The organism is Aerococcus viridans (assembly GCF_001543285.1).
Taxonomy (GTDB): Bacteria; Bacillota; Bacilli; order Lactobacillales; family Aerococcaceae; genus Aerococcus; species Aerococcus viridans.
This window is the reverse complement of the sequence record NZ_CP014164.1, coordinates 76,936-102,333: the sequence shown is the minus strand read 5'-3', so window position 1 is coordinate 102,333 and position 25,398 is coordinate 76,936. Positions and strand designations below refer to the sequence as shown.

The following is a 25,398-nucleotide window of genomic DNA, read 5'->3' as shown; positions in this document are numbered from 1 at the left end:
AATGGAAAAGCATCAGGTTAGCCTGGTGCTTTTTGTATACCAAAAAAGGCATGAAAGGCATTTTGCCACCCTTTCATGCTTTTAATATTTTCATTAAAGATTAAACAATCTATTCGTTTTTTATCAGGTTAATCACTTTTGGTGGTTCTGTCTTTATTTTAAACTTTAACAATCCAGCCTTCTGGTGCTTCAACGTCACCATTTTGGATACCCACTAATTCATCATACAATTTTTTGGTGATTGGGCCTACTTCAGTTTCTGAATAAAATACATGTTTATGGTCGTTATGGGTAATAAATGATACTGGTGAAATAACAGCCGCTGTACCACATGCTCCTGCTTCGCTAAAGCGGTCTAAGTCATCAATATACACATCGCCCTCTTCAACTTCTAAGCCTAAACGGTGTTCAGCTAACCAAAGTAATGAGTACTTAGTGATTGACGGTAAGATTGAAGGTGACTTAGGTGTCACAAATTTATTGGTATCTTTTTCAATACCAAAGAAGTTTGCGGAACCTACTTCTTCAATTTTTGTATGTGTAGCCGGATCTAAATATACAACGTCAGAGTATCCTTGTTCTTTGGCTTCAATTCCTGGCTGTAAACTACCCGCATAGTTTCCACCAACCTTTGCTGCTCCTGTACCATGAGGTGCCGCACGGTCAAATTCAGATGTTGTAAAGGCTGTTGGAACCATACCACCTTTAAAATAACGGCCCACTGGCATGGCAAATACTGTGAAGATATATTCTTTTGCTGCATGCACACCAATATTATCCCCTACGCCAATTAAAGTTGGTCGTAGATAGAATGATGCACCTGTACCATATGGTGGCACATATTCAGCATTTGCTTTAACCACTTCTTTAACCGCATGAATGAAGTCTTCTTCTGGTACTTCAGGCATCACTAAACGGGCTGCCGATGCATTTAAACGTTTCGCATTTTGGTCAGGACGAAAGATTTGGATATCGCCTTCTTTTGTTTTAAATGCCTTTAATCCTTCAAAAGCACCCTGTCCGTAATGTAAAATTGGTGCCCCTTCTTCAATCTGGATCGTATTTTCAGTTTCCAAACCACTCTTATACCATTCGCCATCTTTCCAATAGGCACGCCAACGGTATGGTAAGTTTATATATTCAAAACCTAATTCTTCCCATTTGATATCTACTGTCATGCTACTCATCCTTTCAATCATGTGTTTATATGAAATTCGTGTTGGTTTGGATATTGTTCATCTAAGCAAATAAACGCCTCTCACGATCCATTAATATACTATTAGTTTAACACTATTTATGAGAAAAAGGGTAGTTTATTTCTAATAAAAATGAGAATAAATCTCATTTTTTCTTTTTTTTGCTTTTTATTGATAAATAAAAAGTGTTGTCCAAAATAGACAACACTTTTTGAAATATATTTAGTAACTAGCGCTTACCAATTTTTATAGGAAACCTGCAACGATTGGTACTAAAATAGCAATCACAATACCAGATATTACCATGGCGATACTAGACATCGCGCCTTGAAGTTCATTAATTTTCATTGATTCTGCTGTACCCATGGCGTGACTTGAAGTCCCCATAGCTAAACCACGCGCAAAATATGAATCAATTTTTAGAAGTTTGAAAATCCATTCGTTCACCACAACACCAAAGATACCTGTCAAAACAACTGAACCAACAATAATTGGTGTAATACCACCAATTATTTCGGTAATATCAATCGCGATGGCAGTTGTTACTGATTTAGATAGCACCGAACGTAAAATTTCTTCATCCATATTAAAGATAACAGCGACAATCAAGACACTCACAACGGCTGTAATCATAGCTGCCACAACTGTAATAATAATTGTCCAGAAGTTTTCTTTTAAAATGTGCCGTTGTTTATATACAGGAATAGCTAAAGAAATAGTTGCTGGTGTTAACAAATACGACACAAAACTCGCGCTTTCTTGGTAAACAGGCACATTTACCTTGCCAATAACTAAGATCGCAATAATTAAAATAACTGCAATTAACAACGGATTGGCAATAGGTGTTTTTAATTTCTTGTTTATCCACATGGCAATCATGTATACGCCTAAGGTTAGAAATAAACCAAATGAGGGGAACAAATCAAATAAACTATTCATTATTTTCTCCTCCATTCTTAGCAATCTGACGTTTTTGCAACGATTGCGCTATAAGACCAGCAACGGCCATCACAAGGATAGTTGTCACCGAAATAATCACAGACCAAGATAATAAATGCGGCTGTAAACTTGCCCAAGAGGTAATAAAACCAGCACCTGGCACTACAAACATAGCAGGCATCACGGCAATTAACCATTCACCTACATTTTCAACTTGTTCCAGCTTAATCACACCAGTCATTAAGCAGATAAATAATATAACCATGCCGTAAATTGAGGCTGACAAGGGTAAAGGTAATATGTGTGATAATACTTCAGAGATTAAAGTAATCACAATAATAATAAAGGCTTGCTTAAAATACTTCACTTTTTAACGCTCCATTCTGTTTAGATTAGGTAAAATTCGCTAAACCATTTTGGCTTTGCGATGATGCATCACTAGGTTAGCATATTCATTTTTGATTGCATGAAAGTCATCCACTTTTAACCACTCATACATTTTGCCACCATACATCGTCAATTGTTGTTCAGCAACCGCTGTTCCATCATGCTTTAAGTTAGCGTAATGGTAAACGTAGGCAACAGCTTTCTCTCGATTTAGATTAAAATAATCCATCATAGTGCCCACAATATCATCCAATTGCCCATCTGATAAGGTCATATGTAGGGCTTTATTTCGCATATCTACGAAGCCTAATAATAAACCCGTATTAAGAAAGATTTCTATATCTGATAGATTACCTGCATCGCTTGTATGCATTAAATCTAATAGTTTTAGCATATCCACTTTTTCAGCAGTTAATTGTAAGCTTTCAGCCATGGCATTAGTCGTTAATGTTTCCTTGGCTTCTTTAAAATGTTGTACGAAGGCTTTTGACGAACGTGGTAAGTCTTTGTAGTTGGTTGCCGGTACTACTCTTTCGAAAGTATCGTTGTACACGAAATATTTGCTGCCATCTTTACTGGCTAACTGAAAATCAGCTCCTTCTGGATACCAATAAATACCCGCTACAGTTGGTTCCAGCTCAGCAATTTTATTAATATCGACAAGAAGTACGCTCTTTCCGTCCATAATTTCAGTTTGCGTATCCGTCACAGCAAAAAAACGCCAACCACTATCACTTGGCATCAAGCTCTTTTCACGGAAGGCCCATAATAATGGCTGCTTACCTTCAAGTAGTGCTACCGAAGCTAAACAATTACCGCCGTTTGGAATCAATTGCTTGGTCATATTTATCCTCCGCATATTGTTGTAGATCAAATGTTGTTGTTGAACAGATTTGTCCTTATCCATTTTAGCATACAAATTGGCAAAAAATAATCATCCATTTGCCGAAAATGTACGGTTTATAATGGTTGTTAGCGTTTGTATAAAATCAGTTTCCTGATCAATCATTGGGGTATGCCCAGCATCCGGTATAATGATCATTTCTTTTGTCGGTGCTTGAACCCTTTCAATCATTTTTTCTGACTGACTTCTTGGTACTTGGATATCATTTTCCCCAGAAATCAGGTAAACAGGCATACTGAATTCGAGGTCCCTTGCATATATGTCTGTCGCTAATAACTCTCGATACAAGCGCTGGTTGAGTAACATACGGTCAAGCATTTCCCGGTCACCTGCCGATAATTTATCCACCTGATTGGTTAACAATAAAGGTAAATATTGGACAAAATCAGCTGTTCCAAACCCTAATTCACGCTGAACTGACCGTAAAATCGCCGCCTCATAAGCTAAAGTCAAAAAATTTTCCGTGTTAGGATAATCAGTTGAAATCTCACTTAATTGATCAAGTAAATCTTGACGCCCTAAACTTGTCGCCAATTCTCGCGTCTGACTTAAAGCCACTGCCTCATCCTCAACTGGTGTGACAACTTGCCCAATACCCACATAAAAAGCCACATCATCCGGATGGTCAAGCGCATAAGAGACCCCTAACGCCGACCCCCATGAATGACCAATAATGCCCACTTGATCAACCCCATAACGGGCCTTGGTATATGCAACTAAATCTGTTAAAGAAGCCTGTAAATCGTCCATATTGGGTTCTGCATTTGAATTCGCTTCATAAGTTTTACCCGCACCAATCTGATCCCAAAAAAGTACATTCACCTGATCAGATAAACCAACCAAAGTGTCTGCTTGGTTTGTATAAGAAAAGCCAGGTCCCCCATGGAGGAAAATCGCCACCGGTAAGCCTTCACCCTGACCTACCTCATACACATACTGGTCTAGGCCATTCAAACGCAGAAAATGACTCTCTTGAATGCCAGAATCTCTTAGCTCAACTGTAGGCAAATCAGCCATTTTTGCATTAAATTGACTCAATGCCTCTTCTCCATTAGCCTCAACATCTTCCGCGAAAAGGGAGGGCTCTTCATCCAAGCTAGCAACCTCCTCATCCATATTCAGCGCATCCAAATCTGTACCTTCATCCTGGTAATTTAACCCACAACCAGTAAGTACAACACTGGTTACCAACAACACAAGCCAATTTTTCATACAATCTCCCCCTCTTTTCTATCATTATATAGAAAAAGACGCAGTGACAAATCACATACGCCCTTAAAATGAAATGGTAATCAATTATCAGTTTTTTTAGTTATTATTAGCAGTCAGGCTAATCTACTTAAGATTTTTCTCAATTTTCTTTTCAGTTTTCTTCGCTACTTTAGGTATCACACGGTAGTTTTTTCGGATAAATTTTGGGAATTTTTGTTTATTAATAATTTGCACAAACGTATCAGATGTATAAACTGCAAGCGCAATAGCCAAGGCAGTAAACAGTGTACTTCCTAGTTCAGTATAGCCTTGGGCCATATTCCCTTGAATAAAGGCTAATGCCGTCCGGTACATGCCACCTCCTGGTACAAAGAGGAAAAAGGCTGGAATAAAGAAAACTGTTACCGGTTCTCGAAAAATACGCGCATACATCTGGGAAATTAACGCAATAACCAAGGAACCAAAATAAGTAGCCATTATTTCTGAAAAACCACCAAAGTGTAAACTTATCAGGTAACTACCCCAACCAGCAATATTAATGAGTGGTGTCCAAAATAGCACTTTTCGTGGCCCTTCAATCGTTAAAATTGCAAACAAACCTACCCCATAAGCACCTATTAATTGTAAAATAATATCCATTATCGTCATTAATATAAACCTCCAATCAAGGCAAGGCCCAGTGCTGCGCCTAAGGCAATCATTAAGGCGTTCAAGAAGGCTTCTGTTGCTCTAGAAACGCCTGCAATGTAGTCTTCATGAAAAATATCACGTAAGGAGTTCGTTATGGCCGTTCCTGGAACCATTGGCATCAATGTAGAGATAATGACAATATTGATATCTGTATTCGATAATATATAGGCTTGCATTAAATAAGCAGCCACTGTTACAACAAGCGCTTGAATAATATTTGAAAAACCTTCACTAATATAGTATTTATCCACTAGACGGTATAATAAGGCCAAAATTAAACCATTAATTGAAGACAAGATCAACTCGTTAATACCTCCCCCAAAAAGGAAAGAGAAAGCTGCAGCTAAACCCACTACACCGATTGATACTTGTAATTTTGAATATTGGGGCTTCTGGAACCGAATAACCTGTAACCGCTCATGAGCTTCGTCAATTGAAATATTACCTGAAGTCAATTCACGTGAAATATGATTCACTTGGGTAATTTTATTTAAATTGTTAGAACGGCGCGTAATTCTCTTAATACCAGTAAACCCAGAACCTTCAAAAGATGGGTCATCAAGGGTCATATAAAGACCTGTTGAAAGAGAGATTGCCACTGCATATGCTGCATTTGATGTTGTTAAAATACGGTTCATCGTATCTTCAACACGGTATGACTCTGCATTACTCTCTGTCATTATTTGCCCGGCTAACAGGGCCGTTTCTAAAATTTTCTTATTTAAATCTACCATTTTCACCCACCCTTTCTCATAATCCACGGCTATTGTACCATAGGGCATCAAAGAATAAAGATGCTACTTTCCATGTAAATGTATCCTATTTCAATCTGTCTTCTAACCCAAGTCAGGTCAAATTTATGCTATAATTGCCCCGACTAATTAGATGAAGGAGCAATTGAATATGATTACCATGGCAGGCATGATTGGTGTTGGTAAAACTACTTATACCCAACATATGGCAAAAATGTTTCAAGCAGAACCACTTTTTGAAGAGGTATCAGAAAATCCAATTTTGGATGCATACTACAGCGAACCAACGAAATATGCTTTTTCACTGCAAATTTACTTTCTAAACCAACGCGTTAAAAGCATTAAACGCGGGATGAAATTTGACCGTGCAATATTAGATCGGTCAATTTATGAAGATGCTTTATTCACTCAGGTAAATAATATTAACGGCAATATATCAGATGTAGAATGGCAGTTGTACCAAGATTTATTGGCCAATATGATGGACGATGTTCGTATTATTTCTGAATCAACCAACCAATCACCGGAATTACTTGTCTACTTACATGCACCTTTCGATTTAGTCCTTGAGAAAATCAAGCGTCGTGGGCGTCCATACGAACAAGTAGAAGGTCGACCAGATTTACTAGCCTACTATAAGCAACTACACACCCTATATGATGAATGGTACGCAAACTATGACCATTCAGCTAAAATGTCCATTGATGTTAGCCAATTTGACATTTTAACAAATAAGGACCAAGAAATCGTTGCGAAAAAAATTCAAGATAAGTGGGCAACACTCCAGAAAAATTAATCACTATAATTACTACCACTTGAGCTTTTTTTACTTTGTTGAATCACTTCCATATATATTCTAATAGTAACGGAAGTTGTGGCGCGGTAAAAACTAATGAAATAATATATGAACTTACCCTAGCATATATAGTTAACTTGCCAATATTAGCTTGTTAATCAATATAATAAAAGGTGTTCTTTAATATTGATCAGTTAAATATCATATAATGCATATCCTTTGCATGCTATAAATATATCCTTTATGATATATTTATCAAAGCTTTAAGGAGGCTATAAATTATGGCAAAAATTGCAACTGTATTAGCAAACTTATTTGAAGACTCTGAATATATTCAACCAAAGAAAGCCTTAGAATCAGCAGGACATGATGTAGTAACTATTGGTATTAAGGCTGGCGAAACTGTTCAAGGTAAAACAGATGGAACAGAAGTAACCATTGAAAAAGCTATTGATGAAGTGAAAGCTGAAGAATATGATGCACTGTTCATTCCAGGTGGTTACTCTCCTGATGAATTGCGCGCAGATGAGCGTATGTTAGACTTTGTGCGTCATTTCGATAATGATAACAAATGGATCTTCACCATCTGTCATGGTCCTCAATTATTGGTCAATGCCGAAACCTTAAAAGGTAAAGACATTACCGCAGTCAAACAAGTGGCAATTGATGTAAAAAATGCTGGTGCAAATTTCTATGACAAAGAAGTTGTAATCGATGAAGCTGGTAAATTAATTTCAAGCCGTACGCCTGAAGACTTACCTGCATTTAATCAAGCAATTGTCGATGCATTGAAATAAATGATAAATTAGCCGAAAGCAAGCGTTGCACCTGAATAGGTGTAGCGCTTTTTTTGATAACACTGTTTATAGAAAAAAACTACCTCGCAAAAGGTAGTTTTTTTGTGCCTTCAACTTATTAGCCAAATGTTTTCTTGACCCGTTGAATATAAGGCACTTTGTCTATTCTGACCAAGACTAGGTAGGCAATTAATGACCCTGATAGTGCCCCTAAGATAAACCGCGGTGTATAGACAAACCAATACATACCTTGGGCAGACCCTGTAAACCAGACCATGATTGGGTAAGAGAGTAAGGACCCAATCAAGCCTGTTCCAATAAATTCGCCTATTATAGCACCAAGATATGTATTCATCCATTTATAACCCACACCAGCCAGAAAGGCCCCAAATACGGCACCAGTAAGTGCTAGCGGCGGAATCCCAAACAAGATCATCCGGAGAATCCCACATGCGAGTGCCATCACTGTCCCATATATGGGACCCATCAACACAGCAGCAATCACATTCATGACACTAGACATTGGGGCAATCCCTTCCACCCGAAATAGTGGTGAAAGGACAACATCCATGGCTATCATCATGGCTAAGATCGTCATTTTTTGTACTTTATTATTTGTCAACATGTTGGATACCCTCCGGCCAAGTTTCAAAATTAAAAGCCATTTCCCAGAAATTAAATTCCATTCTAGCACTTACGACAAATGCGGAAACCATACTATCCTGGTCTTCCTGACTAGACTCAGCGTACAGACGGTTCAATAGGGCACATTCCTTTTCGATAGCCTCACTTGCTTCTTCCCCGCCGTATGTCTCAATCCATCTTTGGTAGATTGGGACAGGTGACGTCACATTTAATTGTCTTAACCGTTGACCAATTTCAAAATACAGCCAAGAACATGGCAATAAACTAGCCGCCGCAATCGCATCATTATTTTCCACTAACTGCCGGTACATATGTGACACATAGTGGTAAGCAGTTGGCGCAACGCCGGTTCCTTTTAATTCGTCATCCGTTACCGCCAATTCTTCAAAAAAGTTGGCACGAATCGCTAATTCACCTTCCGCTAAATGGCCGGCATTTTCAAGCATCTGCGTCTTTAATGCAGGCTCTTCAGTAATTTCCGCGACTTTCTCATACAGCGCTGAAAAGTGACGCAAATAATAAGCATCTTGGATCAAATAGTAACGGAAGTTTTCAATAGGTAACGTCCCATCTTGTAACTGCAAAATAAAAGGATGTTTGAAACTCCCCTCCCAAAAGGGTCTCGTTTGACTACGGGCGATTTCTGTAAAAGTCTTTTCCATTAAATCATATTCTCCAATCTCATAATCATATTGCCGACGACAATTAAACTCATGCATAAAACAATAGCTGGTGTAGACATTTTCCAATGACGGTACTGGTGGCGAGGGTGGTCTTCAGAGAAACCTCTAGAATACATGGCTTCTGCGTACCGATCCCGCCAATTGAGGGCTAGAAAGATCACTTTCACATAATAGAGAGGTGACCATGGATATAATTTCTTCCCCCTTAATAAACTGGCATCATGCATACTCTTGATTTCCCTTTGAATTTCAGGCACAGCATGTATCACAACCAACAATCCATAGATAAAAATAGCCGGCACTTTATACTGTTCAAAAATTAGTAAGCAGTCTTGTAAATCAACGGCAACCATAAATCCTATTCCTAAAGCCGCAAAGGCATAGGTTCTAGTGAATAATACCCAAGCGTCATCTAAGCCACTTCCTTGGATATAGACCGACCAAAAAGTGGTGATGGCAGGAATAAAAGGTAGGGCTAACAAAAATACCAGTACGCCAAACCGTTTTCTAACAGCTAAGTAGGTCACAACCATCAATAAGACATAAATATTCAGCCAAACCGAATAGGTAAAAGATATTTCAATCGTGAACAAGAATACCAAGGCCAGAATAGCTGGAATTGCTGTTTTCTTCTCTTCCATCAATTATCAAACCTCCTTCAGCACTTGATTGGACAAGTGAATATGATGATCACTTACACTTTCCAGCGGACCAAGGCGATGAGACACAATCAAGAAATCCGTATCTCTTTTCTTGTCTTTAATCCAATCCGCAAAGTAATCACTGGCTTTCAGGTCCAAACCCGCAAAAGGCTCATCCAGCATTAAAAACTGGTGGTCTAGACTCAACAAGGCGATTAATTGCACCATCTTCTTCTGCCCCTCGCTTAAATGATATAAACTTCGGTCTAAAACGTGGCTGATATTCAAGTCTTCAAGTGCCTGCATCTGTCGGTCACGAATTTCACCAGCATCTTCATTTGGAAACCGTAACTCACTCGCCACTTCCAACGTCACAAATTGTTGGGCTGCATCTTGAACAGCCAAGGTAAGCGATTCGTATAAGCTTTTCTTGCCCCAAAACCTTGAAAGTCTCCGGTCCTGAAACCGCATCTTGCCCTTGTAAGGGTGTAACTGGGCCATGGCCTTTAACAAAGTCGATTTCCCCGCCCCATTATCGCCAGTTAGGGTGGATACGCCCTTTTGAAAAGTGAATTTTTCTTGGTGAAGCAAGGTTTTATCGCCTTGTTTGATGGCAATATTTTCCAAGGTGAAAGCTGATTCGCTGCTAGCTTGACCACTAGTCAACAATGGGATAGGCGCTTTCTCCGGCAAATTGGCTGCATCTGCTTCAGAAAGTTGCCCGTCTCGCATGATAAAGAATCGATTGATGAGTCCCTTATAGTCAGTCAACTCATGGTCTACCACCACAATCAACTTGCCTTGTTGTCTTAATTTCGCCAACATGTTAATCAAGAAGAGTCTAGATGATGGGTCAATTGATGCAAAGGGTTCGTCTAATAAGAAAACTGGTGGATTGACTGCAATCAAGATGGCTAAGGCCGCTCGCTGCTTCTCTCCACCTGACAGGGTCATCAAGTCTTGCTGTAATAAATGTCTGATACCCAAATCGTCAACCGCTTGATTTAAGCGTACTTTGGCCTGATCATAAGGTAGACCGCAATTTTCTAAGGCAAAGAAGCATTCTCGTTCCAGGGTTCGCATGGTAAATTGTTGACCCGGATTTTGAAACATCAACCCGATTTTCTGAGCTTTTTCTGGAATAGTATAGTCTGACATCCGCTGGCCATCCATTACAACATTCCCTTGAAAACTTGCACCATTGAAGCCAGCTATGGTATGGATGAAGGTGCTTTTCCCGCTACCACTATCACCTGTCAGTAAGATAAAATCGCCTAGCTGCCAATCACAAGAAATCCTGTCTAGGATGACGGTCTCATTTTTCCGGACGGTCAAGTCACTAATTTGTACTAAGGCACTCATTGGGCAAGTCCTTTGGCTTGGACCCTGTTGAATAGGCTAACGATTTGTTTAGTTAAAAAGACACCGAAAAATGTCACTGAAATCAGACGAACTAAGAATAAAGCCACGACAAAGCCAAGGCCATAAGTCGCGTAGCCAAATTTGAAGAATTCAAAGGCAAAACTAAATACCGTTGTCCCAATGGCACCATAAACTAAAGTCGTCGTATCATAGCGTTCGTATTTGGTAACAAAGAAGCCCGCTTCAGTACCCAGTCCTTGAATTAAGCCAGAAAGTAAAACGCCAGCCCCAAAATATGACCCATATAGCATCTCGGCAAGGGCGGCAAAAACCTCACCTAACAAGGCACTACCCACTTTCGGGATCAACATACCCGCCACTGGCGCTGCAATCGTCCACATACCAAATAAGATTTCATTGGCAAATGGTGTTAAACCAAACGGTGTTAATAGGGACACTAAAACGGCATACAGGACACCTGCTCCCATAAATACAGCGCCAAATAAGAAAGCTAAAAATGCTAAAAAGATGACGTCGGGCAAGGCCCATTTAAATTTTTCCATCAAAAAAACCCCTTTTCCTATATTTTAAAAATAGAGGCATAAGGGGTGAGCAAAAGTGAATTCGCTCCTTGTTTTAAACACTTTAATAAACTATCCAGACACACTTGGTCCGATAGTTTCCGTATCATAAACATTTTTACATTTCCCTTCGCCAGTATTAACTGTGTCAGGTTCAATGGGTATAATCTCAGCTTTCGGCACCCCAAATGTCACTACTATATTCATTTGTATCCGATATTACCATATCGATATGAAAAAGGAAACCTAAAAATGACTATTATTTGAGTTATGCAATTTTACATAGCAATATTTATGTTTATCAATTATTTTCCGATCACCTTTTTTCATCACAAAAAATAGCATCGCATCAAAGTATATAAACTCTGATACGACGCCTTTTATAAGATGGACCGACAGGGGCTCGAACCATTATCCTATAAGAATATTGATATAACAGCATTTATAAACATTTTTAAGCTGATTTTTGCCAATGTGTTTAGATATGTGTTTAGACTTTCTAAAAATTAACATATTTTGCGAACATTTGAGCAGATTTATTTTTACTTTCTTTAGTAACGTGGGTATAGATATTCATAGTCGTTTGAATATCAGAATGCCCTAACCTATCCATAACATCTTTCATAGGTACACCAGCTTCAAACAGTAGTGAACAATGCGTATGGCGGAAGCCATGAATGTTTATCATCTTGAAATTGTTCTTCTTGCATATCCGTTCTAAACGATTACGAGGACTAGAAACATCTAAGTGCGTATTATCTAACTTAGAAAATAGCAATTGGTTAGGAGCAGTTACGTTATAGCCAAACCCTAACAATATCCTCGCTTGCTGAACTTTCCAACGTTTCAATATACTTACTGTAATATCATCTAAGGTAAGTATACGATCACTATTACTATTTTTAGTATCCCCAATATATGGGATATTGTTGTCCCCTACTTTCAAAGCCTTATCTATGTTGATTGTTTTTTCTTTGAAATTGATATCGTTCCAAGTAAGGGCTAACGCTTCACCTCGCCGAATACCAACAAATGCCAACATTCGGAAAAAGGTGTACCACATACCGTTGTCTAGATCTTTTGAATACTGTTCAGCATACTGTAAGAATTGATTTAACTCATCTTTTGTATAAAAATCTTCTGTTGTCTTAGTTTGCTTATATTGAACTTTGGCTTTTGGTACAATAACCTTTGTCTTAGGGTTTTCAGTGATATACCCTTTAAAATGAGCGTAATCAAGTACCCTACATGTATAGTTATAAAACTTTTTAAAGCTTTTATACTTCAAGCGCCATTCTTTTAGAGTTTGTTGTAATAAGCTGCTATTAATTTTATCAATGAGAATATGCCCAAACTGAGGCAATATATGTAATCTAAAATATTGCTTAGTCTTATTCAAGGTACTACTTTCAACATCATCAGCATAGATATCTAACCATTCATTATAAACAGTCTCAAAAGTTTGTCTGATTGGTTTACTAGTATCATATACCCCATTATTAAATTGAAGCTTAGCATTATCGTAATAATGTTTAGCTTCTTTTTTTGTTTTAAAACCTCGCTTGTTATAGTTAGTTTGCTTACCAGTCAATGGGTCAACACCAAGATAACCACTAACACGCCAAAACGTGCCCTTATTCGTTTCATATTGCTTATAAGTAGCCAATGGTAACAGTCCTTCCTAATATGCTCCCACACACCAAAAGAAAGGAAATATAAGGTTATTCCTCGTTCAATTTGTCCTCGTCAACTTTGTTATATATTGTATCCACGTATTCATCAATGACCTCACCGAGAACATCCCTAACTCTGCTATGTAACTGATAAATATAATATTGGTCAATTCTATCTTTCAATGTTTCCCCTTTTAATTTACGATACTTATCTTTCTTATCGTTATCTATAAACTCTTCAATAGTCTCCTGAGTGTAGACAATTTTTGGATTTATTTGCTCTAAAGTATAGAATATGGATTTTTTAACGCCCTCAAAGGTGTTCACATCAAAAGGAATTATAGACTTAACATAGCCTATAAATTTATTGATAATATCCTCGTCATCATCTTGAGCTTGAATATCGAATTTATTTATAAATACCGGTAAATTTTGATTTATAAAGTTCTCTTTCATTGCTTGTTCTATGTCGATATTTTCATCATCAGCATCCGGATTATATCCAATAACAATATCTATTAAATTCTCATGCTTAACTAGGTAATCAGTAATTAAATCATCAAGTTTCTTGTTATATGTTGGGTTGTCGCTATCAATTGCAGCATTAAGCAGATTGCCTACACGATCATTTAATGAGCCATAAAGCAAAGCATCAACCGTTGTGTTTCCAAGGTTCGCAATAGCTTTAATCCTTTCATTGTTGGGTGCGTTATATCCATTTTCCCAATTACTAACAGCAGATTTAGTTGCACCGATAGCTTTTGAAAATTCTAATTGCGACATTCCCAGTTTTTTTCGTATTTTCTTGATTCGTTCACCTAATCTTTTATTTTGTTCCATGATTAACCTCCTTATGTTAGCTACATTTTACCATAAAGAAAATTAAAATACAGAAAAAGACAGATATTTCCTTGACGAACAGAAAAAGACAGTTTACAATATACGTGTAAGGAACAGAAAAGAACAGGAGGTTAAAAGAAATGAAAAACAACTTTTCAATTGTACTAGCCACAAAACATAAGAAAGTGGCTGATGTTCATAAAGAAACAGGCTTATCTAAAGATAGCTTAACAAAATTCTACTATCAAAGAACAATACCATCAGGAAGAACCCTAATCACATTAGCAGAATACCTAGATTGTTCTATTGACGAACTACTAGGGCTGAAACCTTATGTAGTAGAGGTATAGAACCTGACAAAACTTGTCATCCGGATGCAGTGAAAGGGGGGCAAAACTTGACAAAAATTGACATCCGGATGCATTGAAGGGAGGTGAAATAATGGGATTGCAGCTAGAGTTACCACCGGCGTTTTATACGGGGTTACAAAGCGAACTTAAAGACGTTTATGCCCAAGCAATAAGCGAGGCTAAGCGTGATATAGGGTACGCAAAAGAGTACCTGACAACCAAAGAGGCTTGCGAGTTGGCTAGTGTATCAACAAATACATTTACAAAAAACTTTGTGGAGAAAGGTTTGCCGGTGTATCAGATAGGCAACAAGCAATATATCAAAAAGAAAGAATTAAATGAGTTTATTTCACAACATAGAATTAATTAAAAAATAGAGTGCTCCCACACACTAGAAGAAACGAAAGAAACCCTTACTTTTAACTTGGCAGATAGCTAGAGTAAGGCAATAGGAACAAAAAAACACTAACAAAGCTATTTAAAGGCATAAAAAAAGGCTTAGTAGAGCAGCAACTCCCTAAGCCAATAGCTAAAATTCCACCACGAATAAAGCTCTTTATGCCTTTATTGTACCAAATATAAAGGAGATTTTAAACATGGATATTTACAAATTAGAAAGTTTAGAAGAATGTATCGAAAATCAAGATATTAATACAGATTTACTAAATATGGTTATTTCCGAATTAGATAGACCTATCTTTAACGTTAAAAATGACAGAACGAACGACAACATGCTAGTGGTTGGGAATTATGCAACTCAAAACTTTGAAAAGATGATCTATTTGATGAGTGCGGTTTCTGAAGAAAATAAGAAAATGAAAGAACTGATTAATGTATTAATGGAGGAGGCTTAGGATGCGAAAGTATATGACTAAGCAGCAATTCATAAATTTCAAACAATGGCAATGGTGCTATATTTTCACAATATCAGTAATGCTTATATTTTTTGTCGATATGAAAACGGCTTTGGCATCCGGCCTGATTGGTGCGTTTAGCCTATTCCGTTGTGCGCAATGGGGTCTGTTTGATTAGGAGGTAAAAGAATGATTTACATTAGCAACGGGTTAAATACAAATGTATTGAGCCCCCTCAATCAACAAGGGAACGATTTCAACACTCTAAAGGCTTTAATTAACACCTCTACCCCTGTGAAAGTGCATGGGGTAGATAAAGCACTAGAAAAAACTAAGAAAAGTATGCCTTATTTTCTAGCTGGCAAGCTGAAAGATATCGAAAAAGGCAGAAATAACGATAACCTTATTAACCGAACGCTTATTACGCTTGATTTTGAAGCCCAACCGGATGCCAAGCCTATGACCTATAAGGACATGCTAAAGATGATACATAGTAAGCTAGCTAATTATCAGTATATGGCATGGGGAACGATACGAAATACCCCAAATTCAGGGCGTATACGGGTTGTTCTTGCACCACCTAGACCAATGACCCAAGCGGAAACTCAAGCGACTACACAGCAAGTATATAGCCTATTTCCGAGTGAATATTGCGACCAATCAGCAAGTACCTATTCCCAATTACAGGGGCTACCAGTAGACAATGGGCGATTACCTTACGAGGTAGTGATAAACGATACAGGGAAACCATATCCGATTATTGCTGATAAAAAACAAGAACCTACCCCGCCAATGCAATCGTTTAACCCGCAATCTAAGGGGCGCATACCAAAATTATTAGATCAAGTTTATATGGAGGGTATTCAAGAGCCCGGGAGGAACGTTTTTTTCACTCAAGCGGTGGGCGTATTGATTAAAGCGAATGTAAATGCCCATGCTATTTATAATCTATGTGTCGATTGGGCAGACAATCACTGTACGCCACCATTCCCACACAATGAGCTAGTAAACGTGATTAATAGTGTTGTAAAGGCAGAAGAACGAAAACAAAGAAAGGGGGCATAATATGGCAGAATTTCCAAAAGATATTATTCAACAAATTGAAAATGTTCAGAAAGAGAGCAACACCACGGGTTTGTTCCGTAAAAGTAGTAACGGCAACGTTACCAAGTCTTTATACAACTTACGTGTAATCATCAGCATGTTACCTATTGGACAGCAGCTAGGGTTTGATGAATTTGCGAGAATACCGACTATTAACAAGCGACCTATTGATGAAATGCACTTAAAATCCCTTAGGGTGAAAATTGATGATGAATATAACTTGAAATTTGTTCAGAACGATATTGAGGATGTGGTGATGACCATTGCCCAAGATAAACCCTACCACCCGATAAAAGAATTTATAGAGGCTAAGCCATGGGACGGCGTAAAACGTGTAGAAAGCCTGTTTATAGACTACTTAGGAGCGACTGATGATGAATACAACAGGGAGGTGGCTAAGCGGTGGTTATGTGGTGGTATAGCCCGTATTTACTATCCCGGTATCAAGTTTGAAATTGTGCCCATACTAGAGGGCTCACAAGGGGCGGGTAAGTCCACCCTTGCAGGTAAGTTAGCGGGTAAGTATTTTGTAGACACCCTAAAAGGCATGGGGCAGCACAAGGACGACAACCAATTGCTAATAGGCGCATGGATAGTAGAGTTAAGCGAATTAGCAAGCCTTAGAAAATCAGAAATAGAGAACACCAAAGGCTTTCTAAGTTCATCAGAGGACAAGGTAAGGTTGCCTTATGAAAAGAACGTAAGCACCCTACCACGTACCAACACCTTCATAGGCACAACCAACGCCACCGAGTACCTAACTGACTTCACAGGCAATAGACGTTTCTTCCCTATCCCATTAGAGGATGACAGCGCCACAAAGAGCCCGTTTGATATGACGGACGACACTATTCAACAAATATGGGCAGAGGCTAAGCATCTATATTTTGAAGAAAAAGCTAAAATACATGTTGATCGCAACGAGGCTATCAATAAGATTGCTGAAACATATCGGGGTAAAGCTCAATTCAAAGGGTTGGATATAGAAGAAATAGAAAACTACCTAAATATGCCCGTAAGTGAGAACTGGAATAACCTAAAAACAGAGGATAAACGCAAGAGTTACCTCAATTATCAGAACGGGGACTATTTTGGTAGTGATCATCATATAGAGCGCACGACTACTAAGGAAATCTTATCCGTTGTGTTCAATCTTGATGCCAGCTACCACCAAGCACAAAGCAAGTATTCGAAAATTAAAGGGTATATGGACAATCAACCTGATTGGAGTTATCAGACTGTAAGGATTAATGGAAAACCGGAACAAGGGTATAAAAGAGAATAAAAATGTAATTATGTAATTGTCTGTAATTTTAAATAAAATTACGTTTCATCCCTTGATAGAGTAAGGAAAAACCCAATTTGTAATTATGTAATTACTATTTTATAAACTTTTTTATTTATATTTAAATAGCTATATAGGAAATATATTAGAGAGAGTTTATCATTCTTACAATTACAAATTACAAGATTAACATAAACATTAATATATCAAGGGTTTAACGTGATAAAAATGCAATTATGGAAGAATTACAACAATTACAACTAGTCACACACCACCCACAGGTTAAATACCAATTGTTGGAAAAGGTAGGATGAAATTACTACAAACTACAACTAAAGGAGAGAAATAGAATGACAGTAAACGACTATTTACAAGACTTATACAAAATGACCCAAGCAGCAATTACAGATAAAGAAACTGGTGAACCAATCACCGTTGAGGACTTACAAGACTTATTTTATCAAGATATTGAGCGGTTAGCTTATGTATTGGGTATTGAACTAGAGGACTAAGGAGGCATTACATGAAAAAGTTTGATGAACTACCTGAAAAATATCAATTAATTTTAAGTGCTATTCCAATTGGATCAGCAACAATGATTAGTAAAGATGAATTAGTCAATTTAGGGGGTATAACTAATAGAGAGTTTTATCACATTATTAACGATTTAATCATGAGATACGGCATTGTTATTTGTTCCTCACGAGATAGCACGCACAGCGGGTATTACATACCTGAAACGGAAGAAGAAAGAATTAACGGCATCCGGTCATTGGAAGAACAAGCTAACACAATGATGTTACGTGCGAATAAGGTTAGAAATGGTGATTTAACTGTAACCCATGCTTACAAAGAGAAATACAGCAAGACACTAGCTAATAGACCTATTCAAACAAGATTCAAATTTGATTTTGAACGCCGAACAAAGACGAAACAAAGAAAATGAACCACGGGTAAACCCCGAGAAAATGCTAATCTTTGCTAAGGTTCGGACAAATAATGACAAATTAGACGCATTAAAAAAGGAGCAAATACATGCAGAAAAATATTAAAATTTACCAAAATACGGATGAATATGTAACCGAACGAGTGAGCCAATTGAAAAACCATGAGGAAATTTATAAGCATTATCACCACTCCCATGATTTTGTTGAACACTCACTAGCAAGGCTTGAATTAGAGCAAGCAGAGCTTTATATATTAGCAAGCAACATTATTCAAAATAAAGCCACTTTTGATGATCTAATTGAGGCTATTATATCAATGGACTTTGACAATGTTGCTGATGAGTTAATGGAAAAGTACGGCATTGTGCTTGATAGAAAATGATAGTATAACAGCCTATTAATAATGCTAACAATAGCTAACCTTTTATGATGATTTAATAAGGATTAGGGAACTAAAATAATATACTAGAAAAATTATTCAGGATAGGAGTATTTTTATGAGCGGATTATTTGAGATAAGCATTAACGAGAAACAAACAATAGCAAAAGCTCGAAAACTGTTAGAACAATACCACCGAATAAAGCGAGTAGCTATGCAAGAGGTTTACCAACCCTTGACCGCTCAAATAACGTCAATGCCAACAAACAAAGATAAAAATCAAAATAGCAGCAAGATAGAGATAGGCGTACAAAGAAAGCTAGATGCTGCAGAATTGTTGAAATCTATTGATCAGGCTATACATGTATTATCTGACAAAGATAAGCATAGAATTTCATCAAAATTCATGAATGGCACACAATTCTTTGATTATGAAATTTATGAGGCGGATAATATTAGCGAAGCTACATACTACCGCCAATTGAACAGCGCTTTGCTAAACTTTGCAGAGTGCTATAAATGGGGTCAGCTACTTGTATTGGATTAGGTTGCCAACGGCAACGGAGCAAGCAAGTCAATGAGCTAAATGAGCAGATTAACGCCCATGAGGTTACTAGTGTAGAAGATATTAAAGCTACTAGCTTAGCACGCTTAGAGTTAGAACAGTATAAGGCTTATTATAATAGTGAGATGGCTAAGCGTATGGAGCTGGTTGAGGACTATAGCCACGCTATCTATAATAACGCTCAGCGAATCCAAAACCAAGAGAGTGTAAATTATATTAATGACTATTTGCCAAAGGCTGAGGCAGAAGCTGATAAACATTGGAAAGCTATTCTAAAGCTGGATGCTGATTTTAATGACAAGCTAGACGAGGTAAGAGCTGAAGCTAATCGCAAAAGTGATGAATTTGCTAAATATCTTAATGAGGATAATAAACATAATTTAGCATACTACTCTCCAAGCTATAGCATCCAAGTAGCTAATAAAGTTAGCGGAAAGGGGTAAGTATATGGATAACCTAGAAACTACCAATAATACCCAGCAAGAGCGTTTAACGGCTTTACTAGACCTTGAGAAAGAGGGTAAGCTCACCCAAGCAGAAGCATCAGAACTATTTGAAATCGTGTTAGGCATTAAGGGTTAACTCTAGAGGGGGTAATCAATATACTACAGGAACCTCAAAATACGGTTTCACAATTAACGATTATACGCAGGCTATCAATATTGAACGGTTTGTTATCCTACTGACTATGGAACAGTAAGCCATTGATAGGCAATTACAGGCGCTTAGATTGCGATATAAGCTATTTAAAGAGCTTTTACCTACCTTGGGCTATCCAACGGTTAAAACACTGTTAAAACACGATATATTAATCTCCTGTATAGCTCGAGGTATACCAAGCTATACCAAGCTATACAGGAGATTAATTATTATATTGATCAGCACAAACGCACCTCAACCCAACAACAGGCAGATAATGAAGTTTCTAGTCTTGATTTAAACGAGGGCGATATAATGCTAATGTTGAATAGTGATGATTGGGGTATGACAAAAGAAACAAAGGTCAGCGTGTTGAAGAATGTTGAAAATGAATTAATGGCAATGTTGACCTCTGTTGACTGATACCTTAAGAATACTAAAGTTTTAACAAGTATTAACATGTTCGTGCATCCGGTGGCCATTACTACAAAATACTACTTTTTTATATATTAAGCAGCTAATCAAATGCAACTAGGCTATTGTGGTTGATCTATAACCTGTAAAAACCCTGATATTGTTGAAGATGAACTAATGGTAATGTGAATTAATACCCTAAGAATACCTAAGGTTTTCCAAAGGTAATGTCAGGTTTTGTTGGGTATATAGCAAGGTAATTATAATAATGTGAGTCCCTAAAAAAGGATGTTAGGCATCCGGATGCAATAAAAAAGCCATTAGCCTGTATGCTAATAGCTGATATTGAAATTCATTTCCCTTGGTGCATGGGAGCATTTAAAAATGTGTTTAGAGATGTATTTAGATGTGTTTAGATTTTAAATGGCTTCAATGTTTCTCAAGTTTTCTATAAAGCCTATTATATCAATGGTTTACATTACTTTTCATTTCTTTTAAAAGTATATTATGGACTGACAGGGGCTCGAACCCTGGACCCACGGATTAAGAGTCCGTTGCTCTACCAACTGAGCTACCAGTCCAAATTCATTCATTTACCAAATACAATACTAAAATTTTACACCCAATCAAGGAATCTTTCAAGGCATTGTACTTAAAAAATATATATTTACCCTAAATAGCCATCCCTCAAAAAAGGATGGCTAATATTTTAAGTATTATACTTTTTATAACTATACTTTAAAGCGCTTTAAGCGAAGGGCATTTAACAACACAGAAACTGAACTCAAGCTCATGGCTGCACCAGCAAACATAGGACTTAATAATGGGCCACCAAACAGGTAGAGGATACCCATGGCGATTGGAATCCCAACCACATTATAGGCGAAGGCCCAAAAGAGATTTTGTTTAATGTTGAGAATAGTTGCTTTACTCAACTCAACTGATGTTGGTACGTCCATTAAGTCGCTACGCATCAAGACAATATCTGCTGATTCAATGGCTACATCAGTCCCGGAACCAATGGCAATTCCGACATTGGCTTGGGCAAGCGCTGGTGCATCATTGATCCCGTCACCAACCATAGCCACGTGTAAGCCTTCATCTTGTAATTTCTTCACTTCCTTGGCCTTGTCTTCCGGCAAGACTTCACTAAAGACCCGGTCGATGCCCACTTGTTTGGCAATTGCCTCAGCAGTCCCCTTATTATCCCCCGTGATCATAGCCACTTCAATGCCCATTCGGTGTAATTTTTGAATAGCTGCTACATAGTTTTCTTTGACCGTATCCGCTACTGCGATAATCCCTAATAATTGGCCGTCAACCCCAACAAACATGGGCGTTTTACCCTCAGAAGCCAAATGGTCAGCCACAGCTCTTGCATCCGATAAATCTATATTGTGATCGGCCATTAATTTACTATTGCCTAACAAAACGATTCGGTCATTCAAGCTAACCTGTAAGCCGTGTCCAGGAATCGCTTGGAAATCTTGGCTGGCCGTTAATATCAACTTGCGGTCCTTGGCTTCAGCTACAATCGCTTCACCTAGTGGGTGTTCTGACCCCACTTCTGCAGACGCTGCAACTTGCAAGATAACATCTGCATCCGCACCATCGAAAGCTTTAATGTCGGTCACCACAGGTTTGCCTTCGGTAATGGTAGCTATTTTGTCAAAAACAATAGTTTGAACTTTATGGGTTTCCTCTAAGGCACATGGACAAGCAATCACTAGAACGGAAATGGTAATTGACAAGGCAAATACCCATGATTCTTGTCCTAGGAAATACCAGGCAAGTCCAGAAATCGCCGCTAAGGCCATAACAATCGGCACAAAAATACCCGACACTTTATCTGCTAATTTAGCAATCGGCGCTTTAGATCCTTGCGCTTCTTCAACAAGTTGGATAATTTGTGCCAGCGTTGTATCTTTACCAACCTTAGTCGCCTTAAATTGGAATGTCCCATTTTTGTTGATAGACGCACCAACAACCTGGTCGCCCACCCTTTTTTCAATTGGGATACTTTCCCCAGTAATCATGGCTTCGTCAACCGCTGAGCTGCCCTCAACGACCTCGCCATCAACTGGAATTTTCTCGCCAGGGCGAACGACTAAAATATCGCCCGTCACCACCTGGTCAATCGCCACTTCAACCTCTTGACCGTCGCGCATTACTCGGGCCGTTTTCGGTGCCAAGCCCATCAATTTTTTAATGGCTTCAGACGTCTTGCCTTTAGACACAACCTCCAAATATTTACCTAAAGTAATTAATGTCAAAATAACCGCCGCTTACTCAAAGTATAAGTCAGGATGACCGTGGCCTACATGCAGCTGGCCAGACACCAATAGACCTGTCATCACAATCCCTTGAACAAGCGCTGCCCCTGTCCCAATAGCAATCAAAGAGTCCATATTGGGATGTCCTTTAAAGAGGGCTTTAAAACCCACTTTGTAGAAGTCGCGTCCCAAATAGACAACTGGTAAGGTCAGCAACAACTGAATGACCGCAAAAAGCGACGCCATAAAGCTTGGATATGGGCGCTTTGACGCTCAGCTTGACTAGGCCCCTCCTGTTCACTGGTTTCTAATTTAGCTTGGTAGCCCGTATCTTCAACTGTACGGACAATATCAGAAACATTTAAGGCCGCCTCATCAAAGGTTACTGTCATTTTTTCAGTAGCTAAATTCACATTCACCGAGGAAACAGCAGCTAATTTACTTACCGATTTCTCAATCGCTTGGGCACAAGACGCGCAGGTCATCCCTTCAATTTCAAAGCTAGTCACCGATAAATTCTTCACCGCCTTATAACCTGCATTCTCAACTGCCTGAGTGATATCAGCCTCTGAAACTTGTTGGTTGTCATAAGTAACCGTTAACTTTTCAGTTGCCAAGTTCACATTCGCAGCATCCATGCCCGTTAACTTGGCGACCGATTTCTCGACCGCTTGCGCACAGGATGCACAAGTCATGCCTTCAATTGTATAAGTATCTTTCATCATGCATCTTCCTTTAGACGAAAATTATTGCGGGTTGGCTGTATAGCCCGCTTCCGCAACAGCAGCCACAATGGCCGCACTATCTACTACTTGATCATCAAATCGGACCGTTAGAACTTTACTTTCAACCGGTACATCCGCCACTTCAACACCTTTTAAGCAAGTTACTTCCTTTTCAATACGCGCCTTGCAGTGGGCACACGACAAGGAATACCTATCCCGTTAAAACATAGTTCTATTTCCTTTGCAATTAGACCTGAATGACCAAGTCCATAAATACAGATAGCTTTATATTCAGTAATGCCCTGATTAATTTGGTTTAAACTACCGTCTCGTGTTAATTTAGAGGGCTTTTTTAATAGCGTATTCTAATCCGTTAACACACAAGAAATCCCAATATTCATTTCTTGAACCAAAAAAAGCAGGACTATCAAAGCCCCGCTTATGAACATCTTATAAATCTTGTATCTAATTAGCTATTCCAAATATCTTCTAAAATGTTTGTTTGCGTCCGATCTGGACCCACAGAGAATGTTGCAATATTTACACCAACTAACTCAGATACACGTTTAACATATTGACGTGCATTTGCTGGTAATTCTTCTAAAGTCTTACAAGCAGTAATATCTTCAGACCAGCCAGGTAGCTCTTCATAAACTGGTGTACATTCAGCTAATTGTTGCAGACTAGCTGGATAATGTTCAATACGTGTCCCGTCTGATGTCTCATAGGCTACGCAAATTTTTACTGTTTCTAGTCCTGACAATACATCAATTGAATTCAATGATAAATCAGTTAATCCAGAGATACGTTTAGAGTGACGCATCACAACAGAGTCGAACCAACCCACACGGCGTGGACGGCCAGTAGTTGTACCAAATTCGCGCCCAACTTCTCTGATTTGATCGCCAACTGCATCAAATAATTCAGTTGGGAAGGCACCTTCACCAACACGAGAAGTATAAGCTTTCGCTACACCCACAACTTTATTAAAGCGTGTTGGTCCAACACCAGTACCAACTGTCGCACCACCAGAAACTGGATTAGATGAAGTCACGTAAGGGTATGTACCTTGGTCGATATCCAATAGGTTACCTTGAGCACCTTCAAATAATACATTTTCACCACGGTCTAAGAAGTCATTAATAATCACTGATGTGTCCGCTACATAGCCTTTGATTTCTTGGCCATAAGCGTAGTATTCTTCATAAACTTCTTCAAAGTTCAAGGCTTGGCCACCGTATATTTTCGTAATGATTTGGTTATTAAATGCTAGATTCGCCTTTAGCTTAGCAGCGAAAGTATCTTTTTCTAATAAGTCACACACTCGAATACCGCTACGGCTAGCTTTGTCAGTATATGCTGGGCCAATACCTTTAATTGTTGTACCAATCTTGTCGTCGCCCTTAGCTTCTTCTTGAAGACGGTCCAACTCAATATGATAAGGTAAAATCACATGGGCACGATCTGAAATACGTAAGCCGCTCACATCAATGCCATGGTCCTTTAGGTAGTTCAATTCTTTAATCAATGCTTTCGGATTTACAACAACGCCGTTTCCGATGACAGATAACTTCTCAGATGAAAAGATACCTGATGGAATTAAGTGTAATGCGTACTTTGTGCCGTCAAATTGAATCGTGTGACCTGCGTTGTCCCCACCTTGGTAACGTACGATCACAGATGCATCTTTGGCTAGAAAATCGGTAATTTTACCTTTACCTTCGTCTCCCCACTGCGTACCTACTACGACAATCCCTGACATAAA

30 protein-coding genes, 1 tRNA gene, 1 pseudogene and 1 riboswitch are annotated in these 25,398 nt (G+C 38.5%); of the genes and pseudogenes, 14 read left to right on the top strand and 18 right to left on the bottom strand.

Annotated elements, in window-relative coordinates; genetic code table 11:
• Positions 1–158 precede the first annotated feature (158 nt).
• The 7 genes from AWM76_RS00470 to AWM76_RS00440 form a co-directional block, all read right to left on the bottom strand.
• The gene (locus AWM76_RS00470; protein WP_003142846.1) at positions 159–1,199 is read right to left on the bottom strand and encodes a branched-chain amino acid aminotransferase; all 1,041 of its coding nucleotides are present in this window, start codon (positions 1,197–1,199) and stop codon (positions 159–161) included.
• A 243-nt stretch (positions 1,200–1,442) separates the two neighbouring features.
• Positions 1,443–2,135, bottom strand: coding sequence for an LrgB family protein (locus AWM76_RS00465; protein ID WP_039935817.1), 693 nt, complete (start codon positions 2,133–2,135; stop codon positions 1,443–1,445).
• Entirely contained in the window at positions 2,128–2,502 is a 375-nt protein-coding gene (locus AWM76_RS00460) for a CidA/LrgA family protein (RefSeq protein ID WP_003142848.1), read from the bottom strand. Before AWM76_RS00460 ends, AWM76_RS00465 begins: the two co-directional genes overlap by 8 nt.
• Positions 2,503–2,541: 39 nt before the next feature.
• On the bottom strand, positions 2,542–3,366 hold the full coding sequence (locus tag AWM76_RS00455) for an immunity protein Imm33 domain-containing protein (RefSeq protein WP_039935821.1): 825 nt from the start codon (positions 3,364–3,366) through the stop codon (positions 2,542–2,544).
• 90 nt (positions 3,367–3,456) lie between these two features.
• Positions 3,457–4,638, bottom strand: coding sequence for an alpha/beta fold hydrolase (locus tag AWM76_RS00450; protein WP_003142851.1), 1,182 nt, complete (start codon positions 4,636–4,638; stop codon positions 3,457–3,459).
• Between the two features lie 123 nt (positions 4,639–4,761).
• The gene (locus AWM76_RS00445; RefSeq protein ID WP_003142853.1) at positions 4,762–5,286 is read right to left on the bottom strand and encodes a threonine/serine exporter family protein; all 525 of its coding nucleotides are present in this window, start codon (positions 5,284–5,286) and stop codon (positions 4,762–4,764) included.
• Complete coding sequence (locus AWM76_RS00440) at positions 5,286–6,062, bottom strand: threonine/serine exporter family protein (RefSeq protein WP_039935824.1); 777 nt, start codon at positions 6,060–6,062, stop codon at positions 5,286–5,288. The genes AWM76_RS00445 and AWM76_RS00440 overlap by 1 nt, the downstream gene beginning before the upstream one ends.
• A 169-nt stretch (positions 6,063–6,231) precedes the next feature.
• Between AWM76_RS00440 and AWM76_RS00435 the strand changes: the two genes are divergently transcribed.
• A complete protein-coding gene (locus tag AWM76_RS00435) occupies positions 6,232–6,876 on the top strand; it encodes a deoxynucleoside kinase (protein ID WP_039935827.1) in 645 nt (214 codons plus the stop codon).
• Positions 6,877–7,157: 281 nt separating this feature from the next.
• A complete protein-coding gene (locus tag AWM76_RS00430; protein ID WP_003142857.1) occupies positions 7,158–7,673 on the top strand; it encodes a type 1 glutamine amidotransferase domain-containing protein in 516 nt (171 codons plus the stop codon).
• 118 nt (positions 7,674–7,791) lie between these two features.
• Here the strand turns inward: AWM76_RS00430 and thiW are convergent, their stop codons facing one another.
• The 7 genes from thiW to AWM76_RS00395 all read right to left on the bottom strand — a co-directional run bounded on the left by thiW (position 7,792) and on the right by AWM76_RS00395 (position 14,098).
• Positions 7,792–8,295: an energy coupling factor transporter S component ThiW gene (gene thiW / locus AWM76_RS00425; RefSeq protein ID WP_039935873.1), complete on the bottom strand. Its 504-nt coding sequence runs from the start codon at positions 8,293–8,295 to the stop codon at positions 7,792–7,794.
• On the bottom strand, positions 8,285–8,980 hold the full coding sequence (gene tenA, locus AWM76_RS00420; protein WP_003142859.1) for a thiaminase II: 696 nt from the start codon (positions 8,978–8,980) through the stop codon (positions 8,285–8,287). The genes thiW and tenA overlap by 11 nt, the downstream gene beginning before the upstream one ends.
• A complete protein-coding gene (locus AWM76_RS00415) occupies positions 8,980–9,642 on the bottom strand; it encodes an energy-coupling factor transporter transmembrane component T family protein (protein ID WP_003142860.1) in 663 nt (220 codons plus the stop codon). The genes tenA and AWM76_RS00415 overlap by 1 nt, the downstream gene beginning before the upstream one ends.
• A 6-nt stretch (positions 9,643–9,648) precedes the next feature.
• Positions 9,649–11,004: an ABC transporter ATP-binding protein gene (locus AWM76_RS00410; RefSeq protein WP_003142861.1), complete on the bottom strand. Its 1,356-nt coding sequence runs from the start codon at positions 11,002–11,004 to the stop codon at positions 9,649–9,651.
• The gene (locus tag AWM76_RS00405) at positions 11,001–11,567 is read right to left on the bottom strand and encodes an ECF transporter S component (protein ID WP_003142862.1); all 567 of its coding nucleotides are present in this window, start codon (positions 11,565–11,567) and stop codon (positions 11,001–11,003) included. The genes AWM76_RS00410 and AWM76_RS00405 overlap by 4 nt, the downstream gene beginning before the upstream one ends.
• A 126-nt stretch (positions 11,568–11,693) precedes the next feature.
• A riboswitch (TPP riboswitch) is annotated at positions 11,694–11,782 on the bottom strand.
• Positions 11,783–12,084: 302 nt separating this feature from the next.
• The gene (locus AWM76_RS00400) at positions 12,085–13,251 is read right to left on the bottom strand and encodes a tyrosine-type recombinase/integrase (RefSeq protein WP_003142863.1); all 1,167 of its coding nucleotides are present in this window, start codon (positions 13,249–13,251) and stop codon (positions 12,085–12,087) included.
• A gap of 55 nt (positions 13,252–13,306) precedes the next feature.
• Entirely contained in the window at positions 13,307–14,098 is a 792-nt protein-coding gene (locus tag AWM76_RS00395; RefSeq protein ID WP_003142864.1) for a helix-turn-helix domain-containing protein, read from the bottom strand.
• Between the two features lie 140 nt (positions 14,099–14,238).
• Between AWM76_RS00395 and AWM76_RS00390 the strand changes: the two genes are divergently transcribed.
• The 12 genes from AWM76_RS00390 to AWM76_RS11105 all read left to right on the top strand — a co-directional run bounded on the left by AWM76_RS00390 (position 14,239) and on the right by AWM76_RS11105 (position 20,164).
• Positions 14,239–14,448 (top strand): helix-turn-helix domain-containing protein, encoded by a 210-nt coding sequence (locus AWM76_RS00390; RefSeq protein WP_003142866.1) that lies wholly within the window; start codon positions 14,239–14,241, stop codon positions 14,446–14,448.
• A gap of 91 nt (positions 14,449–14,539) precedes the next feature.
• On the top strand, positions 14,540–14,818 hold the full coding sequence (locus AWM76_RS00385) for a helix-turn-helix domain-containing protein (protein WP_003142867.1): 279 nt from the start codon (positions 14,540–14,542) through the stop codon (positions 14,816–14,818).
• A gap of 226 nt (positions 14,819–15,044) precedes the next feature.
• Complete coding sequence (locus AWM76_RS00380) at positions 15,045–15,302, top strand: hypothetical protein (protein WP_003142869.1); 258 nt, start codon at positions 15,045–15,047, stop codon at positions 15,300–15,302.
• 1 nt (position 15,303) lies between these two features.
• Positions 15,304–15,480, top strand: a complete 177-nt coding sequence (locus AWM76_RS10790) for a hypothetical protein (protein WP_003142871.1) — start codon at positions 15,304–15,306, stop codon at positions 15,478–15,480.
• Positions 15,481–15,491: 11 nt separating this feature from the next.
• The gene (locus tag AWM76_RS00375; protein WP_003142873.1) at positions 15,492–16,367 is read left to right on the top strand and encodes a primase C-terminal domain-containing protein; all 876 of its coding nucleotides are present in this window, start codon (positions 15,492–15,494) and stop codon (positions 16,365–16,367) included.
• Position 16,368: 1 nt separating this feature from the next.
• Complete coding sequence (locus AWM76_RS00370; protein WP_003142875.1) at positions 16,369–17,691, top strand: virulence-associated E family protein; 1,323 nt, start codon at positions 16,369–16,371, stop codon at positions 17,689–17,691.
• 350 nt (positions 17,692–18,041) lie between these two features.
• On the top strand, positions 18,042–18,203 hold the full coding sequence (locus AWM76_RS10785; protein WP_003142877.1) for a hypothetical protein: 162 nt from the start codon (positions 18,042–18,044) through the stop codon (positions 18,201–18,203).
• Positions 18,204–18,214: 11 nt separating this feature from the next.
• Entirely contained in the window at positions 18,215–18,637 is a 423-nt protein-coding gene (locus tag AWM76_RS00365) for a hypothetical protein (RefSeq protein WP_003142878.1), read from the top strand.
• Between the two features lie 89 nt (positions 18,638–18,726).
• The gene (locus tag AWM76_RS00360) at positions 18,727–19,020 is read left to right on the top strand and encodes a hypothetical protein (RefSeq protein ID WP_003142879.1); all 294 of its coding nucleotides are present in this window, start codon (positions 18,727–18,729) and stop codon (positions 19,018–19,020) included.
• Positions 19,021–19,135: 115 nt separating this feature from the next.
• Entirely contained in the window at positions 19,136–19,564 is a 429-nt protein-coding gene (locus tag AWM76_RS00355; RefSeq protein ID WP_003142880.1) for an ArpU family phage packaging/lysis transcriptional regulator, read from the top strand.
• Positions 19,537–20,025: a hypothetical protein gene (locus AWM76_RS00350; protein ID WP_003142881.1), complete on the top strand. Its 489-nt coding sequence runs from the start codon at positions 19,537–19,539 to the stop codon at positions 20,023–20,025. Before AWM76_RS00355 ends, AWM76_RS00350 begins: the two co-directional genes overlap by 28 nt.
• A gap of 4 nt (positions 20,026–20,029) precedes the next feature.
• Entirely contained in the window at positions 20,030–20,164 is a 135-nt protein-coding gene (locus AWM76_RS11105; protein WP_003142882.1) for a hypothetical protein, read from the top strand.
• A gap of 979 nt (positions 20,165–21,143) precedes the next feature.
• On the opposite strand, the gene AWM76_RS00345 is transcribed toward AWM76_RS11105, so the two are convergent.
• From AWM76_RS00345 to AWM76_RS00330, 4 genes and pseudogenes are all read right to left on the bottom strand, one after another.
• Positions 21,144–21,216 (bottom strand) — tRNA-Lys (locus AWM76_RS00345).
• A 150-nt stretch (positions 21,217–21,366) separates the two neighbouring features.
• Positions 21,367–23,633 (bottom strand): annotated as a pseudogene (locus tag AWM76_RS00340) (heavy metal translocating P-type ATPase).
• A gap of 21 nt (positions 23,634–23,654) precedes the next feature.
• Positions 23,655–23,837: a heavy-metal-associated domain-containing protein gene (locus AWM76_RS00335; RefSeq protein ID WP_003142887.1), complete on the bottom strand. Its 183-nt coding sequence runs from the start codon at positions 23,835–23,837 to the stop codon at positions 23,655–23,657.
• 265 nt (positions 23,838–24,102) lie between these two features.
• On the bottom strand, positions 24,103–25,395 hold the full coding sequence (locus AWM76_RS00330) for an adenylosuccinate synthase (protein WP_003142888.1): 1,293 nt from the start codon (positions 25,393–25,395) through the stop codon (positions 24,103–24,105).
• Between the last annotated feature and the right edge of the window lie 3 nt (positions 25,396–25,398).